At 69.1% G+C, this 19,321-nt stretch carries 17 protein-coding genes and 1 tRNA gene; 8 read left to right on the forward strand and 10 right to left on the reverse strand.

Going from position 1 to position 19,321, the window contains the following annotated elements; all coding sequences use genetic code 11:
- Positions 1-39: 39 nt before the first annotated feature.
- From J7528_RS07905 to glmU, 6 genes are all read right to left on the reverse strand, one after another.
- Positions 40-909, reverse strand: coding sequence for an aspartyl protease family protein (locus J7528_RS07905; RefSeq protein ID WP_291872533.1), 870 nt, complete (start codon positions 907-909; stop codon positions 40-42).
- A 104-nt stretch (positions 910-1,013) separates the two neighbouring features.
- Positions 1,014-2,393, reverse strand: a complete 1,380-nt coding sequence (locus J7528_RS07910; protein ID WP_291872536.1) for a class II 3-deoxy-7-phosphoheptulonate synthase — start codon at positions 2,391-2,393, stop codon at positions 1,014-1,016.
- A gap of 112 nt (positions 2,394-2,505) precedes the next feature.
- On the reverse strand, positions 2,506-3,678 hold the full coding sequence (locus J7528_RS07915) for an O-antigen ligase family protein (RefSeq protein ID WP_291872539.1): 1,173 nt from the start codon (positions 3,676-3,678) through the stop codon (positions 2,506-2,508).
- Between the two features lie 50 nt (positions 3,679-3,728).
- Positions 3,729-5,129 carry a glutathione-disulfide reductase gene (gor, locus tag J7528_RS07920; RefSeq protein ID WP_291872542.1) on the reverse strand — a complete coding sequence of 467 codons (1,401 nt, stop codon included), beginning with the start codon at positions 5,127-5,129 and terminating at the stop codon, positions 3,729-3,731.
- 47 nt (positions 5,130-5,176) lie between these two features.
- The gene (gene rpiA, locus J7528_RS07925) at positions 5,177-5,860 is read right to left on the reverse strand and encodes a ribose-5-phosphate isomerase RpiA (protein WP_291872544.1); all 684 of its coding nucleotides are present in this window, start codon (positions 5,858-5,860) and stop codon (positions 5,177-5,179) included.
- Complete coding sequence (glmU, locus tag J7528_RS07930; protein WP_291872546.1) at positions 5,857-7,233, reverse strand: bifunctional UDP-N-acetylglucosamine diphosphorylase/glucosamine-1-phosphate N-acetyltransferase GlmU; 1,377 nt, start codon at positions 7,231-7,233, stop codon at positions 5,857-5,859. Before glmU ends, rpiA begins: the two co-directional genes overlap by 4 nt.
- A 70-nt stretch (positions 7,234-7,303) precedes the next feature.
- Here glmU and gph point away from each other — a divergent pair, with 70 nt between their 5' ends.
- The 3 genes from gph (at position 7,304) to msrA (ending at position 8,771) form a co-directional block, all read left to right on the forward strand.
- Positions 7,304-8,017 (forward strand): phosphoglycolate phosphatase, encoded by a 714-nt coding sequence (gene gph / locus J7528_RS07935; RefSeq protein ID WP_291872549.1) that lies wholly within the window; start codon positions 7,304-7,306, stop codon positions 8,015-8,017.
- A 50-nt stretch (positions 8,018-8,067) separates the two neighbouring features.
- Positions 8,068-8,142: transfer RNA gene (locus J7528_RS07940), tRNA-Val, on the forward strand.
- 113 nt (positions 8,143-8,255) lie between these two features.
- Positions 8,256-8,771 carry a peptide-methionine (S)-S-oxide reductase MsrA gene (msrA, locus tag J7528_RS07945; RefSeq protein WP_291872552.1) on the forward strand — a complete coding sequence of 172 codons (516 nt, stop codon included), beginning with the start codon at positions 8,256-8,258 and terminating at the stop codon, positions 8,769-8,771.
- Here the strand turns inward: msrA and J7528_RS07950 are convergent.
- A complete protein-coding gene (locus J7528_RS07950) occupies positions 8,768-9,976 on the reverse strand; it encodes an MFS transporter (RefSeq protein WP_291872555.1) in 1,209 nt (402 codons plus the stop codon). The genes msrA and J7528_RS07950 overlap by 4 nt on opposite strands.
- A 345-nt stretch (positions 9,977-10,321) precedes the next feature.
- On the opposite strand from J7528_RS07950, the gene J7528_RS07955 reads away from it, so the two are divergent.
- Together J7528_RS07955 and J7528_RS07960 are read left to right on the forward strand one after the other, a co-directional pair.
- Positions 10,322-11,047, forward strand: a complete 726-nt coding sequence (locus J7528_RS07955) for a response regulator transcription factor (RefSeq protein WP_291872557.1) — start codon at positions 10,322-10,324, stop codon at positions 11,045-11,047.
- On the forward strand, positions 11,044-13,041 hold the full coding sequence (locus J7528_RS07960) for an ATP-binding protein (protein ID WP_291872560.1): 1,998 nt from the start codon (positions 11,044-11,046) through the stop codon (positions 13,039-13,041). Before J7528_RS07955 ends, J7528_RS07960 begins: the two co-directional genes overlap by 4 nt.
- Here the strand turns inward: J7528_RS07960 and J7528_RS07965 are convergent.
- Positions 13,038-13,757, reverse strand: a complete 720-nt coding sequence (locus J7528_RS07965) for a response regulator transcription factor (RefSeq protein WP_291872562.1) — start codon at positions 13,755-13,757, stop codon at positions 13,038-13,040. The genes J7528_RS07960 and J7528_RS07965 overlap by 4 nt on opposite strands.
- Positions 13,758-13,837: 80 nt before the next feature.
- Positions 13,838-14,782, reverse strand: coding sequence for a LysR family transcriptional regulator (locus J7528_RS07970; RefSeq protein WP_291872564.1), 945 nt, complete (start codon positions 14,780-14,782; stop codon positions 13,838-13,840).
- 121 nt (positions 14,783-14,903) lie between these two features.
- On the opposite strand from J7528_RS07970, the gene J7528_RS07975 reads away from it, so the two are divergent.
- Genes J7528_RS07975 through J7528_RS07985 form a run of 3 tightly spaced genes read left to right on the forward strand, consistent with a single transcriptional unit; the run spans position 14,904 to position 18,935 of the window.
- Entirely contained in the window at positions 14,904-15,980 is a 1,077-nt protein-coding gene (locus J7528_RS07975) for an HlyD family secretion protein (RefSeq protein ID WP_291872567.1), read from the forward strand.
- A complete protein-coding gene (locus J7528_RS07980; protein WP_291872570.1) occupies positions 15,980-17,506 on the forward strand; it encodes a DHA2 family efflux MFS transporter permease subunit in 1,527 nt (508 codons plus the stop codon). The genes J7528_RS07975 and J7528_RS07980 overlap by 1 nt, the downstream gene beginning before the upstream one ends.
- Positions 17,490-18,935, forward strand: coding sequence for an efflux transporter outer membrane subunit (locus J7528_RS07985; protein WP_291872573.1), 1,446 nt, complete (start codon positions 17,490-17,492; stop codon positions 18,933-18,935). Before J7528_RS07980 ends, J7528_RS07985 begins: the two co-directional genes overlap by 17 nt.
- On the opposite strand, the gene J7528_RS07990 is transcribed toward J7528_RS07985, so the two are convergent.
- On the reverse strand, positions 18,936-19,262 hold the full coding sequence (locus J7528_RS07990; RefSeq protein WP_291872576.1) for a hypothetical protein: 327 nt from the start codon (positions 19,260-19,262) through the stop codon (positions 18,936-18,938).
- Between the last annotated feature and the right edge of the window lie 59 nt (positions 19,263-19,321).

Here is a 19,321-nt window from a genome sequence, read left to right on the forward strand (position 1 = left end):
GCATCGCAAACCTTTCGGCGTTCTCGCAGAAAAGCTGGACTAGTCGGGAACCCGGAACCGTACCTCGCCCCGCTTGGAGTCGATGGCGACCGTCTGGAATTTCTTCAGGATATCAATGCCGATGACGATGGCGGGCTCATCACGAAAGCCCCAGTAGTCGAAAGTGTGAACCTGCCCGATCAACAGTGGAATGTTCCGTAACGTCAGCTTTCCCAGCATCAGGCGCGACACCACCGTGGCCCGCGCGGCCAGGACCTGACCGGTCACGCTGCGCAGTTCCGTATCGGAAAGTTCGCCTACGATCGACTTGCCTTCGCGCGCCGCCTCCAGCAGCGGCGGGTTGCCCACCGAGGTGGTCGAGCCGGTGTCGACGAAAGCGATCAGGCGCTGGTCTGGGATGAACGCATCGATCAGCATCAGGCCGCTGCGGGTCAGCCGCGACTTGACCGCGACGGTCTGGCTGTCGGACAGCGGCAGCCCCTCGCCCACCACCATCTTCTGCCGCTGGAAATCGAGCAGCAGGCTGGCCCGGCCCAGCCATTCCAGGCCCAGCACCCCGTCCATGCGCAGCAGCGACCGCGGCAGGACCGACACTGTCGTATTCGACCGCGAACGCTTGCCAACCGTCAGGTTCTCGACCCGCGCGGTCGCCACCGACTGGACGCCGGCGATGCTGTGCAGCTTGTTGGCGCCTGTGCGGACCAGACCCAGCTGATCGGCCAGTTCGGTGGAAATCACCGAACTGCTGGCCCCGGTGTCGACCAGGAAGTCGAACGGTCCCTGCCCGTTCACATAGGCCTTCACCGTCAGGCGCTGGGCCGTGTCGAGATATTTCAGGGGGTCGGGCGCGTCGCTCGCCTGGCCAAACGCCGCACCCGGCGCGATGGCTCCGGCGGCGATCAGCCTCATCAGTGCGCGACGCTCTATGTCGTCCATACACGTCCTCCCCGAGGGAGGACGCTATACGGCGGCGTGAGCCGGCGCCAGATAGCGCCGTTCACGGAGCGACAAAGTCAGCCGGCGGCGAGACGACGCTGATCGTCGCGGGCGGCCTTCAGCTTCTCGGCCACCAGGAAGGCCAGCTCCAGCGCCTGCTCGCCGTTCAGGCGCGGGTCGCAGTGGGTGTGGTAGCGGTCGGCGAGATCCGTCTCCGAAACCGCGCGGGCGCCGCCCAGGCATTCGGTGACGTTCTGGCCGGTCATCTCCAGGTGGACACCGCCCGGATGCACGCCCTCGGCCTGGGCGATCTCCACGAAGCTCTTCACTTCGCTGAGGATGCGGTCGAACGGACGGGTCTTGTAGCCGGTCGAGGCCTTCAGCGTGTTGCCGTGCATCGGATCTGTGGCCCAGACCACCGAACGGCCGGCGGCCTTGGTGGCCTTCATCAGGCGCGGCAGGCGGTCGGCGATCTTGTCCGAACCAAAGCGGCCGTACAGGGTCAGGCGGCCGGGCTCGTTGTTGGGGTTCAGCACGTCGATCAGGCGAAGCAGGTCGTCGCCCTCCATGGTCGGACCGCACTTCAGGCCGATCGGGTTCTTCACGCCCTTCATGAATTCGATGTGAGCGCCGTCCAGCTGGCGGGTGCGCTCGCCGATCCACAGCAGGTGGGCGCTGGTGTCGTACCAGTCGCCCGAGGTGCTATCGACGCGGGTCATGGCTTCCTCGAAGCCCAGCAGCAGGGCCTCGTGGCTGGTGAAGAACTCCACCTGGTGCATGCCCGGATGGCTTTGCGGCGTCACGCCGATCGCGGCCATGAAGGCCAGGCTCTCGGTGATCTTGTCCGACAGCTCGCGGTAACGCGCGCCCTGCGGGCTGTCGCCGACGAAGCCCAGGGTCCAGCGGTGGATGTTGTGCAGGTCGGCATAGCCGCCGTTGGCGAAGGCGCGCAGCAGGTTCAGGGTCGAGGCCGACTGGCCATAGGCCTTCAGCAGGCGGTCCGGGTCGGGAACGCGCTCGCCTTCGTTGAAGTCCATGCCGTTGATGATGTCGCCGCGATACGACGGCAGGGTCACATCGCCCTGAACCTCGGTCGGCTCCGAGCGCGGCTTGGCGAACTGGCCGGCGATGCGGCCCACCTTCACCACCGGCTTGCCGCCGGCGAAGGTCAGCACCACCGCCATCTGCAGGATCAGGCGGAAGGTGTCGCGGATGTTGTCCGCATGGAATTCCTTGAAGCTCTCGGCGCAGTCGCCGCCCTGCAGCAGGAAGGCCCGGCCTTCCGCCACATCGCCCAGCAGGCTCTTCAGGCGACGCGCCTCGCCCGCGAAGACCAGCGGCGGCATCTGGCGCAGCGCCTGCTCGACCCGTTCCACCGCGCCCATGTCCGGATAGTCGGTGGGCATGTGCTTGGCGGGTTTGGCTCTCCAGGTCGCGGGGGTCCAGCGGGTGGTCATGACGGGCTCGATAGCTGCAAGGGGCGGCGTAGATACCGCGAAAGGGAGGAAAAGGCAAAATCGTGCGGGACGATACCGCAGACGCACCTAAAGCGGAAAATTCGTTGCGACGCTACTTGGCCGAGGCGCTGGTTTTTTGCGCGATGCCGCAGGCGATGGCGGCAATGACGCCCAGCGCCACCCACCATTCCTGCCAGACCCCGAAGCTGACGCCGCCGATGACCAGGAAGGCCGTGAGGGTCGCCGTCGCCATCGCGCCATCGCGACGGCTCACCCCGGCCCAGCCGACGATGCGGTATAGGATCCAGGCGAAAAAAGCCGCCGCCAGGGCCGCGCCGACCGAGCCCAGCTCCAGCCACAGCTGCAAGGCGGCGTTGTGGGTGTGCAGCGGAATGCCCGGGAAGGTCCGAGCCGCGTCGAAGCCCCAGCCGCGCAGGGCGTGGTCGACCGTCAGGTTGGCGGCATAGGCCCAGATGTTCAGGCGCGCGTCCCACGACGGCGGGGCCAGCACGTGCAGCCAGGCGAACAGGCCCGAGCGCACGGCCCACAGGATAGCCATCGGCGCGAAGATGAAGATCGCCGAGACGGCAGGGATCATGGCGCGGACGAACGCCTTGCCAATCAAGCGCACACCCAGCCAGGCCACGCCCGCCAGCAGCATCGCCGCGATCGGCGCGTCGGCGCCGGTCAGGTGCGCGCCGACCACGATCATCAGGGCGGTCAGGGCGATCAGGATATTGCGGCCCGGGAACTTCCAGGCGTCCAGCAGGCGCACCATGGGCCAGAACAGCAGCACCATGGTGTAGGCGCCCATCGACACCTTCACCACCGCGATGTCGGGCCTGACCGGATCCCCGGTCAGCTTGCGCAAGACCTGATAGAGTGCGGCCTTCGACACGCCGTCCAGGAAGGTCACCAGGGCCAGCAGGATCACGCCGACCACCATCACCCGGCTGGCCAGGCGGGCCGAGCGCGTGGACATTGCGCCCAGCGCGGCATAGGCGGCCGCGTAGAGACCAACCTCCAGCACCAGCTTGAGGATCGTCAGGTCCTCGAGATCCTTGCTACGCTTGAAGTCGCCCCAGTGCGGCGCGGCCGGGCTCCAGGCCATGCTGATCACGGCCCACAGCACCAGCAGCAGCAGCGCGAACATCGGCAACACCGGCGGGCGCGAGCGCGCCAGGCCGGGCGTCGCCAGCAGGCCGACCAGGGTCAGCACCGTGGCCGACCCCAGCGGCGCCAGGTAGCCGACCAACGGCGTCGTCACCATCAGAAAGACCGCCAAGCCCCCCAGCCAGCGCGTCCGTTGTTCGCCCCCCCAGGCGGTCGGCTGCGTCATCCAACCCCGCCGACTTCGACGGGGACGTACTTCTCGCGCATCGTGACCAGCTCTTCGGCCAGGGTCGGGTGGACCGCGCAGGTCGAGTCCCACTGCTGTTTGGTCACGCCCATCTTCACGGCGATGGCGGCCATCTGGATGATCTCGGGCGAGTCCGGGCCCACCACGTGGACGCCGACCACCTTCTGATCGTCGGCCTTGACCACCAGCTTGATGAGGCACCGCTCCTGGCCGCCGTAGAAGGTGATCTTCATTGGACGGAATACCGAGCGGTAGATGTCGACGGTCCCGAACGCGTGACGCGCCTCGGCTTCAGTCATGCCCACCGAACCGACCGGCGGCTGGCTGAACACCGCCGAGGCGACCATGTCGTGATCGAAGGTGGTCGGGTTGTCGTAGAACTCGGTCTGAGCGAAGGCCGCGCCTTCGCGGATGGCCACCGGCGTCAGGTTGATGCGGTCGGTGACGTCGCCGACGGCCCAGATGCTGGGCACGTTGGTCTTGGAGAATTCGTCGACCGCGATCGCGCCCTTGTCGTTCAGCTTCACGCCGGCCTTTTCAAGCCCCAGGCCCTGAACATAGGGCTCACGGCCCGTGGCGAACATCACCGCCTCGGTCTCGAAGGTCAGGTCACTGGTCAGGGTGCTGAGCAGCGTGCCGTCTTCCTGCTTCTCGATCGAGGTGTGCGAGCAGCCCAGCACGACCTTGATGCCCTTCTTGCCCAGCTCGTCGGCCAGGTGCGAACGGACGTCGTCGTCGAAGCCGCGTAGGATGTTGGCCCCGCGGTACAGCAGCGTGGTCTGCACGCCCAGGCCCGCGAAGATGCCGGCGAATTCGACGGCGATATAGCCCCCGCCGACGACCATGATGCTCTTGGGGAGCTTGGGCAGATGGAACGCCTCGTCCGAGGTGATGCCATACTCCGCGCCCGGGAAGTCGGGCTTCACGGGACGGCCGCCGGTGGCGATCAGGATCTTCTTGGCGGTGTAGGTCCCGGCGTCCTTGCTGCCTTCCTTGGGCAGCACCTCGACGGTGTGGGCGTCGATGACCTGGGCTCGGCCGTGCAGCAGGTTGGCGCCGGCCTTCTGCAGGTTGGTGACATAGATCCCCGACAGACGGGCGATCTCGACGTCCTTGTCGTGGATGAAGCCCTTCCAGTCGAACTTGGCGTTCTCGATCGTCCAGCCATAGCCCTTGGCGGTCTTCAGCTGGCTGGTGACCTCGCTGGCATAGACCATGAACTTCTTGGGCACGCAGCCGCGGATCACGCAGGTGCCGCCGACCCGATACTCCTCGGCCACGCCGACCTTGGCGCCGCTCATGGCCGCCACCCGCGCCGCGCGCACGCCGCCCGAACCGGCGCCGATGACGAAGAGATCGTAGTCGTAGTCAGCCACGGTGGCCTCCGGAATAGCTCAAGCTTGTCGGCGCTGTATGTAGGACGTCAGGGCGCCAGGCGCACCACACCCTGATCGGTTCCGATCAGGGCTTCGTCGGCCAGGTCCAGGAACAGGCCGTGGTCGACCACGCCGGTGATGCTCTTCAGCGCCGCGGCCAAGGCCGCCGGATCGGCGATCACGCCCGAGGCCATGTCGTAGATCAGGTTGCCGCCGTCGGTGACCACCATGCCGCGATCGGCCTGGCGCAGGCGCGGCGGTGGCAGGTCGAACTCGGCGGCGATGTCGGCCAGGCGCCAGCTGGTGTGAACGTGGCCGAAGCGGACCACCTCGATCGGCAGCGGGAACTTGCCCAGGGCGTCGACCTTCTTGGCCGCGTCGGCGATCACGACGCAGCGGCTGGAGGCTTCCCAGACCAGCTTCTCGCGCAGCAGGGCCGCGCCGCCGCCCTTGATCAGGGACAGGCCCGGACCGACCTCGTCTGCGCCGTCCACGGTCAGGTCGATCGACTTCACGTCGTCCAGCGCCGCCAGCGGGATGCCCAGTTCACGCGCCAGGGTCGCGGTGGCTTCCGAGGTCGGCACACCGCGAATGTCCTTCAGGCCGCGCGCGGCCAGCGCCTTGACGAACCAGGCGGCCGTCGAGCCCGTGCCCAGACCCACCGTCATGCCGCTCTCGACGAGGTCGGCGGCGGCTTCGCCCGAGATGCGCTTCTGGTCGTCGGCGCTCATTTCTTGCTGTCCTTCTTGGCTTGCTTGAGGGCGCGGAACTTGGTCGCCCATCCGGCCTTGGTCGTCTGTTCGGCGCGCGACAGGGCCAGCGCCCCATCCTCGACATCCTTGGTGATCACCGAGCCCGAGCCGGTCATCGCCCCGTCGCCCACCCGCACGGGCGCGACCAGGGCGCTGTTGGAGCCGATGAAGGCGCCCTTGCCGACATGGGTCTGGAACTTCTCGAAGCCGTCGTAATTGCAGAAGATCGTGCCGGCCCCGATATTGGCCTTCTCGCCCACCGAGCCGTCGCCCAGATAGCTCAGGTGGTTGGCCTTGGCGCCGGCCCCGACCTTGACGTTCTTCACTTCCACGAAGTTGCCGATGTGGGCCTCGGCACCGATCTCGGCGCCCGGACGCAGGCGAGCATAAGGACCGATCAGAGCCCCCTCGCCGACCGCCGCGCCTTCCAGGTGGCTGAAGGCCTTGATCTGCGCGCCGGCCGCGACGCTGACATTCGGGCCGAAGATCACGAACTGCTCGACCACCGCCCCGCCGGCGATCTTGGTGTCCCACGACAGGTGGACGGTGTCGGGCGCGGGCATGGTGACGCCGTCGACCATCAGGGCGTTGCGGCGGGCCTTCTGCCAAACGGCCTCGGCGGCGGCGAGTTCGGCCTGGGAATTGACGCCCTGCACCGAAGCCTCCGGCGCGAAGGCCGCGCGGGTCACCAGCTTGCGGTCGTGGGCCAGGCCGACGACGTCGGTGAGATAGTACTCGCCCTTGGCGTTGTCGTTGCGGACGCTGGCCAGGATGTCGAACAGGATCGCCCGATCAGCGGCTAGCACACCGGAATTGCAGTGCTTGACCTGCTTAGTGGCTAGATCGGCTTCCTTCTCCTCGACGATGCGCAGCAGCACGTGGCCTGGCGCCAGGATCAGGCGGCCATAGCCGGTCGGGTTGGCGGCCTCGAAGCCCAGGACCGCGACGTGCGCGCCGCCGGCCAGCTGGTCGAACAGCGGCGCGATCACGCTGGCGGTGGTCAGCGGGCAGTCGGCATAGGTGACGACCACGTCGCCGTCGAAATCTGCCAGGGCGTCCTTGGCCGCCAGCACGGCGTGGCCGGTGCCCAGCGGCGGGTCCTGGATCACGGTGGCGTCGGGACCGAGACGCTTGCGAGCGCTCTTGCCGACCTGCGGGCTGTGCGCGCCGACCACGACGACGATCCGCTCGCAGCCCAGGCCCTGTGCCGCGTCGATGGCGTGATCCAGCAGGGTCCGACCGGCCAGCTTGTGCAGCACCTTCGGAGTCGGGGACTTCATCCGCGTGCCCTGGCCGGCGGCCAGGATGACGGCGGCGCGCGGGCGGGTCGAGGTGGTGGCGGAATCAGTCATGGACGGGCGCGACTCCCTGAAGAGCGTTCAGCGTTGCATTAGCCGCCCAATTGGCGGAAACGCCAGTCCCATGAGCCAGCTTCATGACCTGAACGGGGCGACGATCGCCTTCGACCTCGACGGCACCCTGGTCGACACCGCCCCCGACCTGGTCGGCGCGCTGAACACGATCCTGGCGCAGGAGAACCTGCCCCCGCTGCCCTTCGACGACGTGCGGCTGATGGTCGGCCGCGGCGCCCGCGCCCTGCTGGAGCGCGGCTTCGCCGCCGCTGGCGCGCCGCTGGACGCCGAACGCGCCCCGCCGCTGGTCCAGCGCTTCATCGCCCACTACCTGACCCGCATTGCCCAGGAGAGCGCGCCGTTCCCCGGTGTTGTCGAGGTCCTCACCCAGCTGAAGGCGGCCGGTTGCAAGCTCGTCGTCTGCACCAACAAACTCACCAATCTGTCGGACGCCCTACTCGAGGCCGTGGGCCTGCTGCCCTACTTCGACGCGGTGATCGGCGCCGATAGCGCCCCCGCCGCCAAGCCCGACGGTCGCCACGTCGCCGCGGCCATCGCCGCCGCGGGCGGCGACATCGGCCGCGCCGTGATGGTCGGCGACAGCATCAACGACGCCCTCGGCGCCAAGAACGCCGGGGTTCCCAGCGTGCTGGTCAGCTTCGGCTACACCGAGGAACCGGTCGAGACCCTGGGCGCGGATCTGATCATCCACAGCTTTTTGGAGGTGCCTGAGGCCTGCAAGACGCTTTTGGCCTCTTGCCCCGCGCCGAACACCAGACTATAGACCCCCTCCTCTCGCGGATCGGTCCCCTTCGGCGGACCTCTCCACACGGCGGATGCGTAGCTCAGCGGGAGAGCACCTCGTTCACACCGAGGGGGTCACAGGTTCAATCCCTGTCGCATCCACCATTCCTTCCCTTCTCTACATTTGAGATCGCGGGGCCTGCCCAGGCCCTGGAAATCCGCTCGCGCGTTCCCACTTCATCCAGGCCGGAAATCCGGGATCAGAAAGGGTTGAACCGATGAGCACCGAAACCGCCATTCTCGCCGGCGGCTGCTTCTGGGGCGTGCAGGACCTGCTGCGGCGTTATCCGGGCGTGCTGAAGACCCGCGTCGGCTATTCCGGCGGCGACGTGCCCAACGCCACCTACCGCAACCACGGCGACCACGCCGAGGCGATCGAGATCGAGTTCGATCCGGCGGTGATCAGCTACCGCCAGATCCTGGAATACTTCTTCCAGATCCACGACCCCAGCACCCGCAACCGCCAGGGCAACGACATCGGCCGCAGCTATCGCTCGGCGATCTTCTACACGTCGGAAGGCCAGCGCGAGACCGCCGAGGACACCATCGCCGACGTCGACGCCTCGGGCCTGTGGCCCGGCAAGGTCGTGACCGAGATCGCGCCCGCCGGGGACTTCTGGGAAGCCGAGCCCGAGCACCAGGACTACCTGGAGCGGATCCCGAACGGATATACCTGCCACTTCATCCGTCCGGGTTGGGTCCTGCCCAAGCGGGCCGCCGCGACGGCCGGCTAGGCCTCGCAGGGGACCTGGGCTGGCGTCCGCGCCGCACGACGACGCAGCGCCAGCACCAGGACCACCGCGGCGAGCGCCGAGACCGCCGCATAGCCCGGGGCGCTGAGCGGCCCCATTTGGTCAACCAGCACGCCGCCGAACACCGCCCCGGCGGCGATCGCCACCTGGAAGGTCGAGGTCAGCAGGCCGCCGGCCAGTTCCGCCTGGTCCGGCGCGGCCGAGGTCGCCCAGGACTGGAAGCCCACCGGCAGCATGGCAAAGGCGAAGCCCCAGACCGTCAGGGCGACGGCGGTTAGCAAGCCGACATGGCCCAGGGTGACGATGGCCAGGGCCGAAACACCCAACAGGGCTGCGCCGGTCAGCACCGCCAGACGCGGATCACGACCGACCAAGGCGGCACCGGCCAGATTGCCGAAGAAACCAGCGACGCCAAAGGCCAGCAGGGTCAGCGAGATCGCCTTCAGGTCCAGGTGCGCCACCTGCTCCAGCACCGGTCGCACATAGGTGAAGCCGGCGAAGTGGCCCGAGATCACCAGCAGCACGCCGATCAAAGCGGTCGCTACAGCCGGCCGTCGTGCGACCTCGACCAGGCCCAGCAGGCGCGGCGTCGACGTGGGGGCAAGGCGCGGCAGAGTCGCCAACTGGGCCAGCAGCGCCAAGGCGCCGACCGCGCCGGAAATGATGAAGGCCGCGCGCCAGCCCAGGGTGTCGCTGACATAGGCCCCGATCGGCGCGGCCGAGACCGTGGCCACCGACACGCCGGTGAAGATCAGCGACATGGCCTTGGGCATGGCGGCGGGCGGCACCAGGCGCATGGCCAGGGCCGCGGCCATCGACCAGAAGCCGCCCAGGCTGGCGCCCAGCAGCACGCGCGCGACCAGCAGGGTCGGCAGGTCCTTGGCGAACACGGTCAGCAGGTTCGAGACGCTGAGCAGCGCCATCAGGCCCCACATCACCACGCGGCGATCGAAGCGGCCGGTCAGCACCGGCGTCAGCGGCGCGGCGAAGGCCCCGACCACCGCCGTGGCGGTCACCGCCTGGCCGGCCGCCCCGACGCTGACGCCCAGGTCGCGGGCCAGTGGCGTCAGCACGCTGGCGGGCAGGAACTCGGATGTGACCAGCGCGAAGACGCCCAGGGTCAGGGTGCCGACGGCGGCCCACGCGGCGGGACGACTATCGTCCTGCTCCACGGCGACTGAAGACATGAAAAACCCTCCGGATACTCGACCCCTTAAGTAGGCTTGCGGAGGCCCGGCGCTCGGTCGCTCCGGGCCAGTTTTTCGAAGCGGCCGTCCAGAAGTTCTCGCTGGTCGTGAGTCGACTGTGTCCGCGCTGACGCGGCTTGATACATTCGCAATACGAACGCGCCCGACGACGCCCACAATCGGATGGTCTGATGCACCCGCCGACTTCCGAGGGGCGGCGCGGAGATCGGCAGTGAGCAACTTAGGCCAGCAGGCCGTGACCACCACGCGGGCGCGACGTTCGGCCCGCGACGGACGGCAAACGAGACGTCCGCCCGCCCACGCTCATGGTCTATGGTTCAGCCCATGACTCCGCAGACCGACATGGCCCCTGTCGCCGAAATCCTGCTGGTCGAGGACGACCTCGAACTGCGCCGCGAAATGACCGCCTATCTGGTCGACAACGGCCATGTCGTACACGAGGCCGGCGACGTGCCCACCGCGCGCCAGATCCTGGCCGAACGGGCGATCCAGGTGGCGGTGCTGGACGTCAACCTGCCCGGCGAGGACGGCCTGTCCCTGTGCCGCGACCTGGCCGGCGGCGAAGGCCCCGCCATCCTGATGCTGACCGCCCTGGGCGATCCCATCGACCGCATCCTGGGGCTGGAGCTGGGCGCCGACGACTATGTGGTCAAGCCGATCATGCCGCGCGAACTGCTGGCCCGCGTGAAAGCCCTGCTGCGCCGCCGCCCCGCCGGGGCCACGGCGCGCAAGACCAGCGTCTATCGCTTCGCCGACTTCCGCCTGGACCTGGCCGCCCGCCAGCTGCAGGCGCCGAACGGGGCCATCCTGCTCTTGACCCGCAGCGAACTGGCCATCCTGGGCGCCCTGCTGGACCGCGCCCGCCAGGTCGTGCCGCGCGAGGACCTGATCGCCCTGCTGCGCACCGACGAGGCCGACGAGATGGGCCGCGCGGTCGACCTGCACATCAGCCGCCTGCGTCGTAAGATCCAGGACCAGACCGAGCGTGAGCTGATCCGCACCTATCGCGGCGTCGGCTACATGCTGGACGCCGGAGTGGTCGGGCAATGACCTGGAGCAAGCGCCTCAGTCCGCCCCTGTGGGCCCGCATCCTGGCCATCGTGGTCGGGGCTCTGGCCGCCGCCCAGGTGGTGACCCTGGTGCTGACGGTGTTCTTCCCGCCGGCCCCGCCCAGCCAGTACAGCCTGAGCGACATCGGCGCGGCCCTACGCGGCGGCGACACGCCCAACGATCGCGATCGCCCGCTGGTGCTGTCCTTCGAGGACACCGCCCCCAGCCTGGCCAGCCCCGGCTGGGTGGTCTCGCCCGCCGCGACCCGGGACCTGGCCAAGCTGGTCGGCGCGGCCCAGACCGACGTGCGCCTGCTGTTCTACGCCCCGCCGCCCCTGGCTGGCGCGCCCATGCCGCCGCCTCCGGCTCGCGCCGAGCAGGGCCGGTCGCGGATGATCACTGTGGGCCAAGCCGGCGGCGCCGGTGGTTCGCCATCAATGCCGATGGGCGGACCGGGCCGCATGCCGGGCGGTGGGCCGATGGGGCGGAGCGGTCCTATGGGGCAGCCGGGCGGCGCGTTCCCGCCGTCCCAGCGCGTGTTCCAGCGCCCGTCGATGCCGCAACAGCCGCAGATGTCCCGCCCCATGACGCGTCCGTCGGGTTCATTCCCGGACGGCGCAGCGGCGATCCGGGGGCCAAGCGCTTCGCCCGCCATGGGCAGCCGGACGCCCGTGGGCCGGCCGGATGTCCTGAACGGCCCCGCGCGCGGACCGATCATCCGCTCGCCGCTAGACGCCGCTGTCTTCGCACGTCCCGCGCCGCGCTTCGTCTTCACCAGCACGGCGACCACCGAGGCGCCAGCGCGAACCGCGCCTGTCTCCACGACCGTCGCCCCGCCGGCCCCGGTCGTCATCGCCCCGGCCGCCGCGCCGCCGGTCGCCACGCCCGAGCCGATCGAGCCGGCTCGTCCCGTCGTCGAACCCGCGCTAACCCGCATCCCCCGCGCCAGCCTGCCCAAGGCCGACACGCCCCTGCCCGCCCCCGTGGCCGAGCACACCCTGCCGCCGCCCTCGATCGCCAGCGGCTTCAGCCTGGGCCGCGCGCCCTATGTCGAAGGCGAGTTCGTCGCCGCCATGAAGATGGGCGACGGACGCTGGGCCACGGTGCGCCCGCGCCCCGAAGGCTTCCCCAACAGCTGGCAGCGCCGGGTGCTGCTGTGGTTTGGCCTGTCGGTCGCCCTGATCGCGCCTTTGGCCCTGTTCGTCGCCTGGCGTCTGGCCGCGCCGCTGAAGGTGTTCGCCGAGTCGGCCGACCGCCTGGGCCGCGAGCCCTCGGCCGACCTGCCGCCGCTGTCGGGTCCTGCTGAGATCGGCAAGGCCGCCGACGCCTTCAACCTGATGCAGCAGCGCCTCAAGCGTTACGTCGACGACCGCACCGGCATGATCCGCGCCATCTCGCACGACCTGCGCACGCCCCTGACCCGCATGCGCTTCAAGCTGGAGCGCGCCTCCCCCGCCCTGCGCCAGGCCATAGGCCGCGACATGGACCAGATGGAGGAGATGATCGCTTCGGTGCTGGCCTTCATGCGCGACGAAACCCATACAGCCACGCGCCAAGTGGTCGATCTGCGCTCGCTGCTCGAGGTGGTGGTCGACGACGCCTCCGGCGCTGTGAAGCTGGAGCCCGGCGTGGCGGTGCTGGCCGAGATCGACGTGGTCGGCGTCCAGCGAGTAGTCGAGAACCTGATCGACAACGCCCTGAAGTACGGCGAACAGGCTGCCGTCAGCCTGGACGTGCGCAACGGCGAGGCCTTCATCGAGGTCGCCGACAAGGGCCCCGGCCTGTCGCCCGACGACCTGGAGCAGGCATTCCAGCCCTTCTACCGCAGCGAAGCGGCGCGGGCCTCGGGCAAGTCCGGGGTCGGCCTGGGGCTGGCGGTGTCGCGCTCGACGATCCGCGCCCATGGCGGCGACTTGCGACTGCTGGCGGCGGACCAGGGGCTGGTGGCGCAGCTGCGCCTGCCGCAGGCTCGCTCGCTGCGGGCGGCGGCCTAGGGCGAGATCCGTTCGACCGGTACGGTGAACAGATAGCCCCCGTGGCGGACGGTGCGGATCAGCCGCGCCCCGCCCTCGGCTCGCACCAGCTTGCGGCGCAGGCGGCTCATGGCGACGTTGATCTGGAAGTCGCGCGCCTCGCCGCTGGGCCGCCCCGGCGCCAGCTCGCTGCGCGGCACCACCTCCTGCGGCTTGGCGACCAGCACGCGCAGCAGGTTGAACTCCGCCGGCGACAGGTCGATCGGCCGCGCGTTGGGATCGAACAGCTGGTGGGTGGCCGCGCTCAGTCGCCAGCCTTCGAAGTGGTAGCTTTCCGAGCGAGCCCGGTCGCGCGCCACGCTGACGGCCTCTCCCCGCCGGCGCAGCACGGCCCGCAGGCGCGCCAGCAGCTCGCGCGACCGACAGGGCTTGGCGACATAGTCGTCGGCCCCGATCTCCAGCCCGACGACAATATCGGCCTCGTCGGCGACGGCGCTGACCACGATGACAGCGGGGGCCGACGGGTGCGCGCGAAGCTTGCCGCAGACCGCCAGACCCTTCTCGCCCGGCCGCATCAGGTCGAGGATCACCGCATCGACCTCGGCCTCTGCCAGCGCCTGATCCATCTCCCGCACCGAGCTGGCCTGGAGCACCTCCAGGTCGTGGCGCGCCAGGAACTGGGCCAGGCCGGCCAGACCCTCGGGATCGGAATCGACAAGCAGGACCCTGGACCGCATGGCCAAGGTCTAGCTGGCGCCTTGGGCGGAAAACTTGGCCTGCTTGTATCGCTAGATCGCCAATTGTGGCGCGATTGCGGCTAGATCTTCCGCGCCGCTTCCTGGCACAGGCGCAGCAACCAGGCATTGGGCGAGTCCGGCCCGTCGGTGGTCCGCAGCACCGCCCCGAACGGCGTTGGCGGTGGGGCGTTGGGCGGCTCGATCATCGCCACCTTGCCGCGCGTGGCGGCCATCTCGGCCAAGCGGCGCGGCAGGATGCAGGTCATGTCCGAGCGGCTGACCATGTTCATGGCGCTGAACGAGTCCTGCACCGAGAACGGCTGGTAGGGATTGTCGCCCAGGGCGTAGCTCTCGCCCCACGAGGTGATGCGGCGCAGACCCAGGTGGCCGGCCGAGGTGCGGTCGGGATCGTCGTCGCCGCCCTTCACCCCCAGGCGCGGCAGGCGGGCCAGGGTGTCGTAGTCGACGCCAGCGGCCAGGGCCGGATGGTCCTTGCGCAGCACCCACACGCCGCTCTCCTCGAACAGCTTGGTGTGGGTGAACCGCCCAGGGATCGCCTCGAAACAGCCGATGACCATGTCCAGGCTGCCGGTGTCGAGGTCCTCGGTCATGCCGGTATAGAGGCCGCGGAAGTGGATCTGGATGTTCGGCGCCTGGGCCAGCACCCGCTCGGCGATCAGCGGGCCCAGGACGTACGAGATGTAGGTCCCGGTCGCGATGGTGAAGGTGTGGTGGTCTACCGCCGGGTCGAACTTCTGGGCGGTGACCGCCGTCTCCAAGAGCTTCAGGGCCGTGCGAGCGGTGTCGGCGATCTCCAGCGCGCGCGGCGTGGGGCGCAGGCCCGTCTGCCCCCGGATGAAGAGGTCGTCGCCGACCATCTCGCGCAGACGGCGCAGGGCGTGACTGACGGCCGACTGGGACAGGCCCAGGCGCTCGCCGGCGCGCGTGGCGTTCTTCTCTTCCAGCAGGGTGACGAACACCCGGAAGAGATTGAGGTCGGCGGTTCTGAAATTCACGGCGTTCATGGCTGTCGTGAAGACATATCATTTCCCTCATGACAGGCGGAGTCCTATTTCACCGGCGAAGGTTCGCGGCCCGAACGAACCTCGAGGATTCCCCAAAACCTATCGAGACGTGGAGCAGCGCGTGAGCGACGCTGAAGGTTACGAAGCTATCGCGGACGCCGAAGCGAACGCGGCCAACCGGCGGCGAAGCAGGACCCTGGGCCAGCGGCTGCGCTGGCCGCTGATGATCGGCGTGCCCGCCATCATCCTGATCGGGGCCGGCGTCGTTGTGCTGACGGGCGGCAAGTCCGAGACCACCGACAACGCCTACGTCCAGACCAGCCGCACGGCGATCAGCACCAGCATCGACGGCCGCGTCGTCGAGATCGCGGTCCACGAGAACCAGCCGGTCAAGAAGGGCCAGGTGCTGTTCCGCCTGGATCCGGCCGACTATCAGGTCGCCGTGTCCGAAGCCGAGGCCGCCCTGGCCCAGGCCCGCTTCGACGTCCAGGGCAAGCGCGCGGTCTATGCTCAGCGGATGGCCGACCTGGCCGCCATCCAGGAAACCGCCGCCTACGCCCAGCGCGAGGCCGCCCGCCAGCGCGACCTGGCCGCCGCCGGCGTCGCCACCAAGGCGCAAGCGGATGAAGCCCGCCACGCCGCCGACCAGGCCCAGCGCCAGATCGCGGTGGTCAAGCAGCAGGTCGTCACCGCCCTGGCCGACCTGGGCGGCAGCGCCGACACCCCGACCGAACGCCAGCCGGCCGTGCTGGAAGCCGTCGCCAAGCTGGAGCGCGCCAAGCTGGACAGCTCCTACGCTGCCGTGGTCGCCCCCGCCGACGGCGTGGTGGCCAAGGTCGAGCAGTTGCAGGTCGGCGCCCGCGTCACCGCCTCGCAGCCGGTGTTCTGGCTGATCTCGGGCCAGCCCTGGATCGAGGCCAACTTCAAGGAAGACCAGCTGGCCCACATGCGTGTCGGCCAGCCGGCGACGATCAAGGTCGACGCCTATGACAAGCCGCTGAAGGCCCACGTGGCCAGCTTCAGCCCCGGCACCGGCTCCAGCTTCGCCCTGCTGCCGGCCGAGAACGCCACCGGCAACTGGGTCAAGGTCGTCCAGCGCCTGCCCGTGCGCCTGACCCTGGATCAAGCTCCACCGGCCAACCTGTCGGGCGGCCTCAGCGCCAAGGCCACCGTGGACATCCGTTCGGGCAAGCACTGATGGCTCACGAAGGTCACGCCCGCGATATCGCCAATCGCACGCCCATCACCATCTCGGTGATGCTGGCGACGATCATGATCTCGCTGGACACCACCATCGCCAATGTCGCCCTGCCCCACATCCAGGGCAGCGTCTCGGCGTCGGCGGACCAGATCACCTGGGTGCTGACCTCCTACATCGTGGCCTCGACGATCATGACGCCGCTGACCGGCTTCCTGACCGAGCGCATGGGCCGCAAGATGGTGCTGATCGTCTCGATCATCGGCTTCACCGCGGCCTCGATGCTGTGCGGCGTGGCCCAGAACCTGGTCGAGATCGTCCTCTTCCGCCTGCTGCAAGGCCTGTTCGGCGCGGCGCTGATCCCGCTGTCGCAGGCCGTGCTGCTGGACATCAACCCACCCGAGCGCCACGGCCAGGCCATGGCCGTCTGGGGCGCCGGCGCGGTGCTCGGCCCGCTGCTTGGCCCCGGCCTGGGCGGCTGGCTGACCGACAATCTCGACTGGCGGTGGGTGTTCTTCATCAACCTGCCGATCGGCATCCTGGCCTTCTGCGGCGTGTTCTTCTTCCTGTCCGAGAAGAAGAGCAGCGAGAAGCGCAAGTTCGACACCCTGGGCTTTCTGGCCCTGGCCATCGCCATCGGCGCCTTCCAGCTGATGCTGGACCGCGGCCCCAGCCAGGACTGGTTCGGCTCGCGCGAGATCTGGATCGAGCTGATCGTCGCCATCATCGCGCTCTGGATCTTCGGCGTGCAGCTGGCCACCGCCGAGAAGCCGTTCGTGGCGCGCGAGCTGCTGGCCGACGGCAACTTCATCACCTGCTGCCTGTTCGGCTTCTTCATCGGCATCCTGCTGTACAGCACCCTGGCCCTGCTGCCGCCGCTGATGCAGACCCTGCTGGGCTATCCGGTCGCCTTCACGGGGCTGGTCTCGATGCCCCGAGGCCTGGGCTCGTTCATCGCCATGTTCGCGGTGGGCCAGCTGATGGGGCGGATGAACATCAAGCTGCTGCTCAGCATCGGCCTGGCGATCAGCGCCCTCTCGCTCTGGCAGATGAGCCACTACAATCTGGAGATGGACACCACTTTGCTGGTGACCTCGGGCTTCCTGTCGGGCGTCGGCACTGGCCTGATCTTCGTGCCGCTGTCGACCATCGCCTTCGCCAAGGTGCTGCCCCAGCACCGGGCCGAGGGCGCGGGCCTGTTCACCCTGATCCGCAACATCGGCTCGGCCGCCGGCATCTCGATCATGCAGGCCCTGTTCGTCAGCGGCATCGAGAAGCACCACGCGGTGCTGGTCGAGCACGCCCGGCCCGACAACCCGCTGTACCAGGCCTACATGCCGCACCTGTTCTCAAGCCAGGCCGCCATGGCCGCGTTCAACGGCCTGATCGGCCGGCAGGCGGCGATGCTGTCCTATCTCGACGACTTCCGGCTGATGCTGGTGATCACCATCGCCTGCGCGCCGCTCATCCTTCTCATGCGCACCCCGAAACAGGGGGCGAAGGCCGCCAATGTCTCCGACCACTAAGCTGATCGCCGCGCTCCTGGCGGCAACGTCCCTGACCGCCTGCACGACGGTCGGCCCGAACTTCCAAGCCCCCGACGCGCCGAAGACCGTCTCGACACTGGGCGCGGGCGAGACCGCCCCGGCGGCCGTTCGCCTGGACGCCGAAGCGGCCAATGCCGGTCCTTGGTGGACGGCCCTGAACTCGCCCGAGCTGGACGCCGTCATCCGCCAGGCGCTGAAGGACAGCCCTACCCTGGCCGAGGCCGACGCCACCCTGGCGCAATCGCAATCGGCCCTGGCCCAGGCGCGCGGTGTCGCCGGACCGCAGGTCACCGGCAATGCCGGTGTCGCCCGCGAGCGCGCCAACCTGCAGGCCTTCGGCTTCACGGGTTTCGGCGACATCCAGCTCAGCAATCCGACCTTCAGCCTGTATTCGGTCGGTGGCGCGGTCAGCTACGACCTGGACCTGTGGGGCGGCAACAAGCGGCGCATCGAGGGCGCGGCGGCGCGGGTCGAGGCCGAGGGTCGGCGGACGGAAGCGGCCTATCTCAGCCTCACCGCCAATGTCGCGATGCAGGCGGCGACCATCGCCACCCTGCGTAGCCAGATCGCCAGCGTCGAGCAGATGATCGCCGACGACCAGGCCAATATCGACCTGATCCGCAAGGCCAACGCCCTGGGCGGCTCGACGAGCCTGGCGAAGGTCTCGGCCGCCAGCCAGCTGGAAGAAGACCGCGCCCAGCTGCCGGCCCTTCAAGGCGAACTGGCCGCCGCCCGCCACGCCCTGGCCGTGCTGGTCGGCAAGGCCCCGGCCGACTGGGCCGCCCCGGCCTTCGACCTTTCGACCATGGCCCTGAGCGCCCCGGTCCCGGTCGCCCTGCCCTCGCAGCTGGTGCGCAAGCGTCCGGACATCCTGGCCGCCGAGGCGCAGCTGCACGCGGCCACCGCAGACATCGGCGTGGCGACGGCCGACCTCTATCCGAACATCAAGCTGTCGGCGTCGCTGACCCAGGGCGCGCTGAAGCCAGGCGACCTCTTCTCGTACGACGCCAGCGGCTGGGATATCGGAGCCGGCCTCACCGCCCCGCTATTCGACGGCGGCGCGCTGAAGGCCCGGCGCCAGCAGGCGCGCGAGGCGGCCCGCGCGGCCTCGGCCCGCTACCAGCAGACCGTGCTGACGGCGTTCGGGCAGGTGGCCGACGCCCTCTCGGCCCTGTCGGCCGACGAGACCGCCCTGGCCGCCCATGCCCGCACCGAGCAGCAGGCGGGCGAACGCCTGCGCCTGGCCAAGGTCGCCTTCGACAAGGGCGGCGGCACGCTGCTGGAGGTGATCGACGCCCAGCGCACGCTCAACAGCACTCGCTCGGCCCGCGCGCGGGCCGAGGGTCAGCGGCTCGTGGACGCTATCCGCCTGTTTGCCGCAACCGGCGCCGACTGGCGGACTAGCTAGTTACTCGGGAGCGATCGACGACCGCAGGCGGGCGGCGACGTCGCCCAGGGTGATGGCGTTCAGGCTGTCGTTGACCTCCAGGACGCCCTGGCCGTGCTGCTGCGACAGGTTGCCGGTGAAGTCGGTCAGGGCCGTGATGTGCTGGGCCAACAGGTCGACCGTGTGCAGCTCCTGCATCACCGACAGGCGGTGCTCGTCCGGCACGACTTCCAGGATCTTGCCCAGCGCCACGTCCAGATGCCCGCAGGCGACGGCGGCCAGCGACATCTCCGACGAGATCGCCTTCAGCACCGTTTCCACGCTCGCAGGCGCCAACTTATCCGACATCATTACCCCCTGATTCCTGGGAGGGAGGTCAGCACGCGTCGCCCCACGGCCGCAAGGCC

The organism is Caulobacter sp., assembly GCF_017744445.1.
In the GTDB taxonomy this organism is placed as follows: domain Bacteria; phylum Pseudomonadota; class Alphaproteobacteria; order Caulobacterales; family Caulobacteraceae; genus Caulobacter.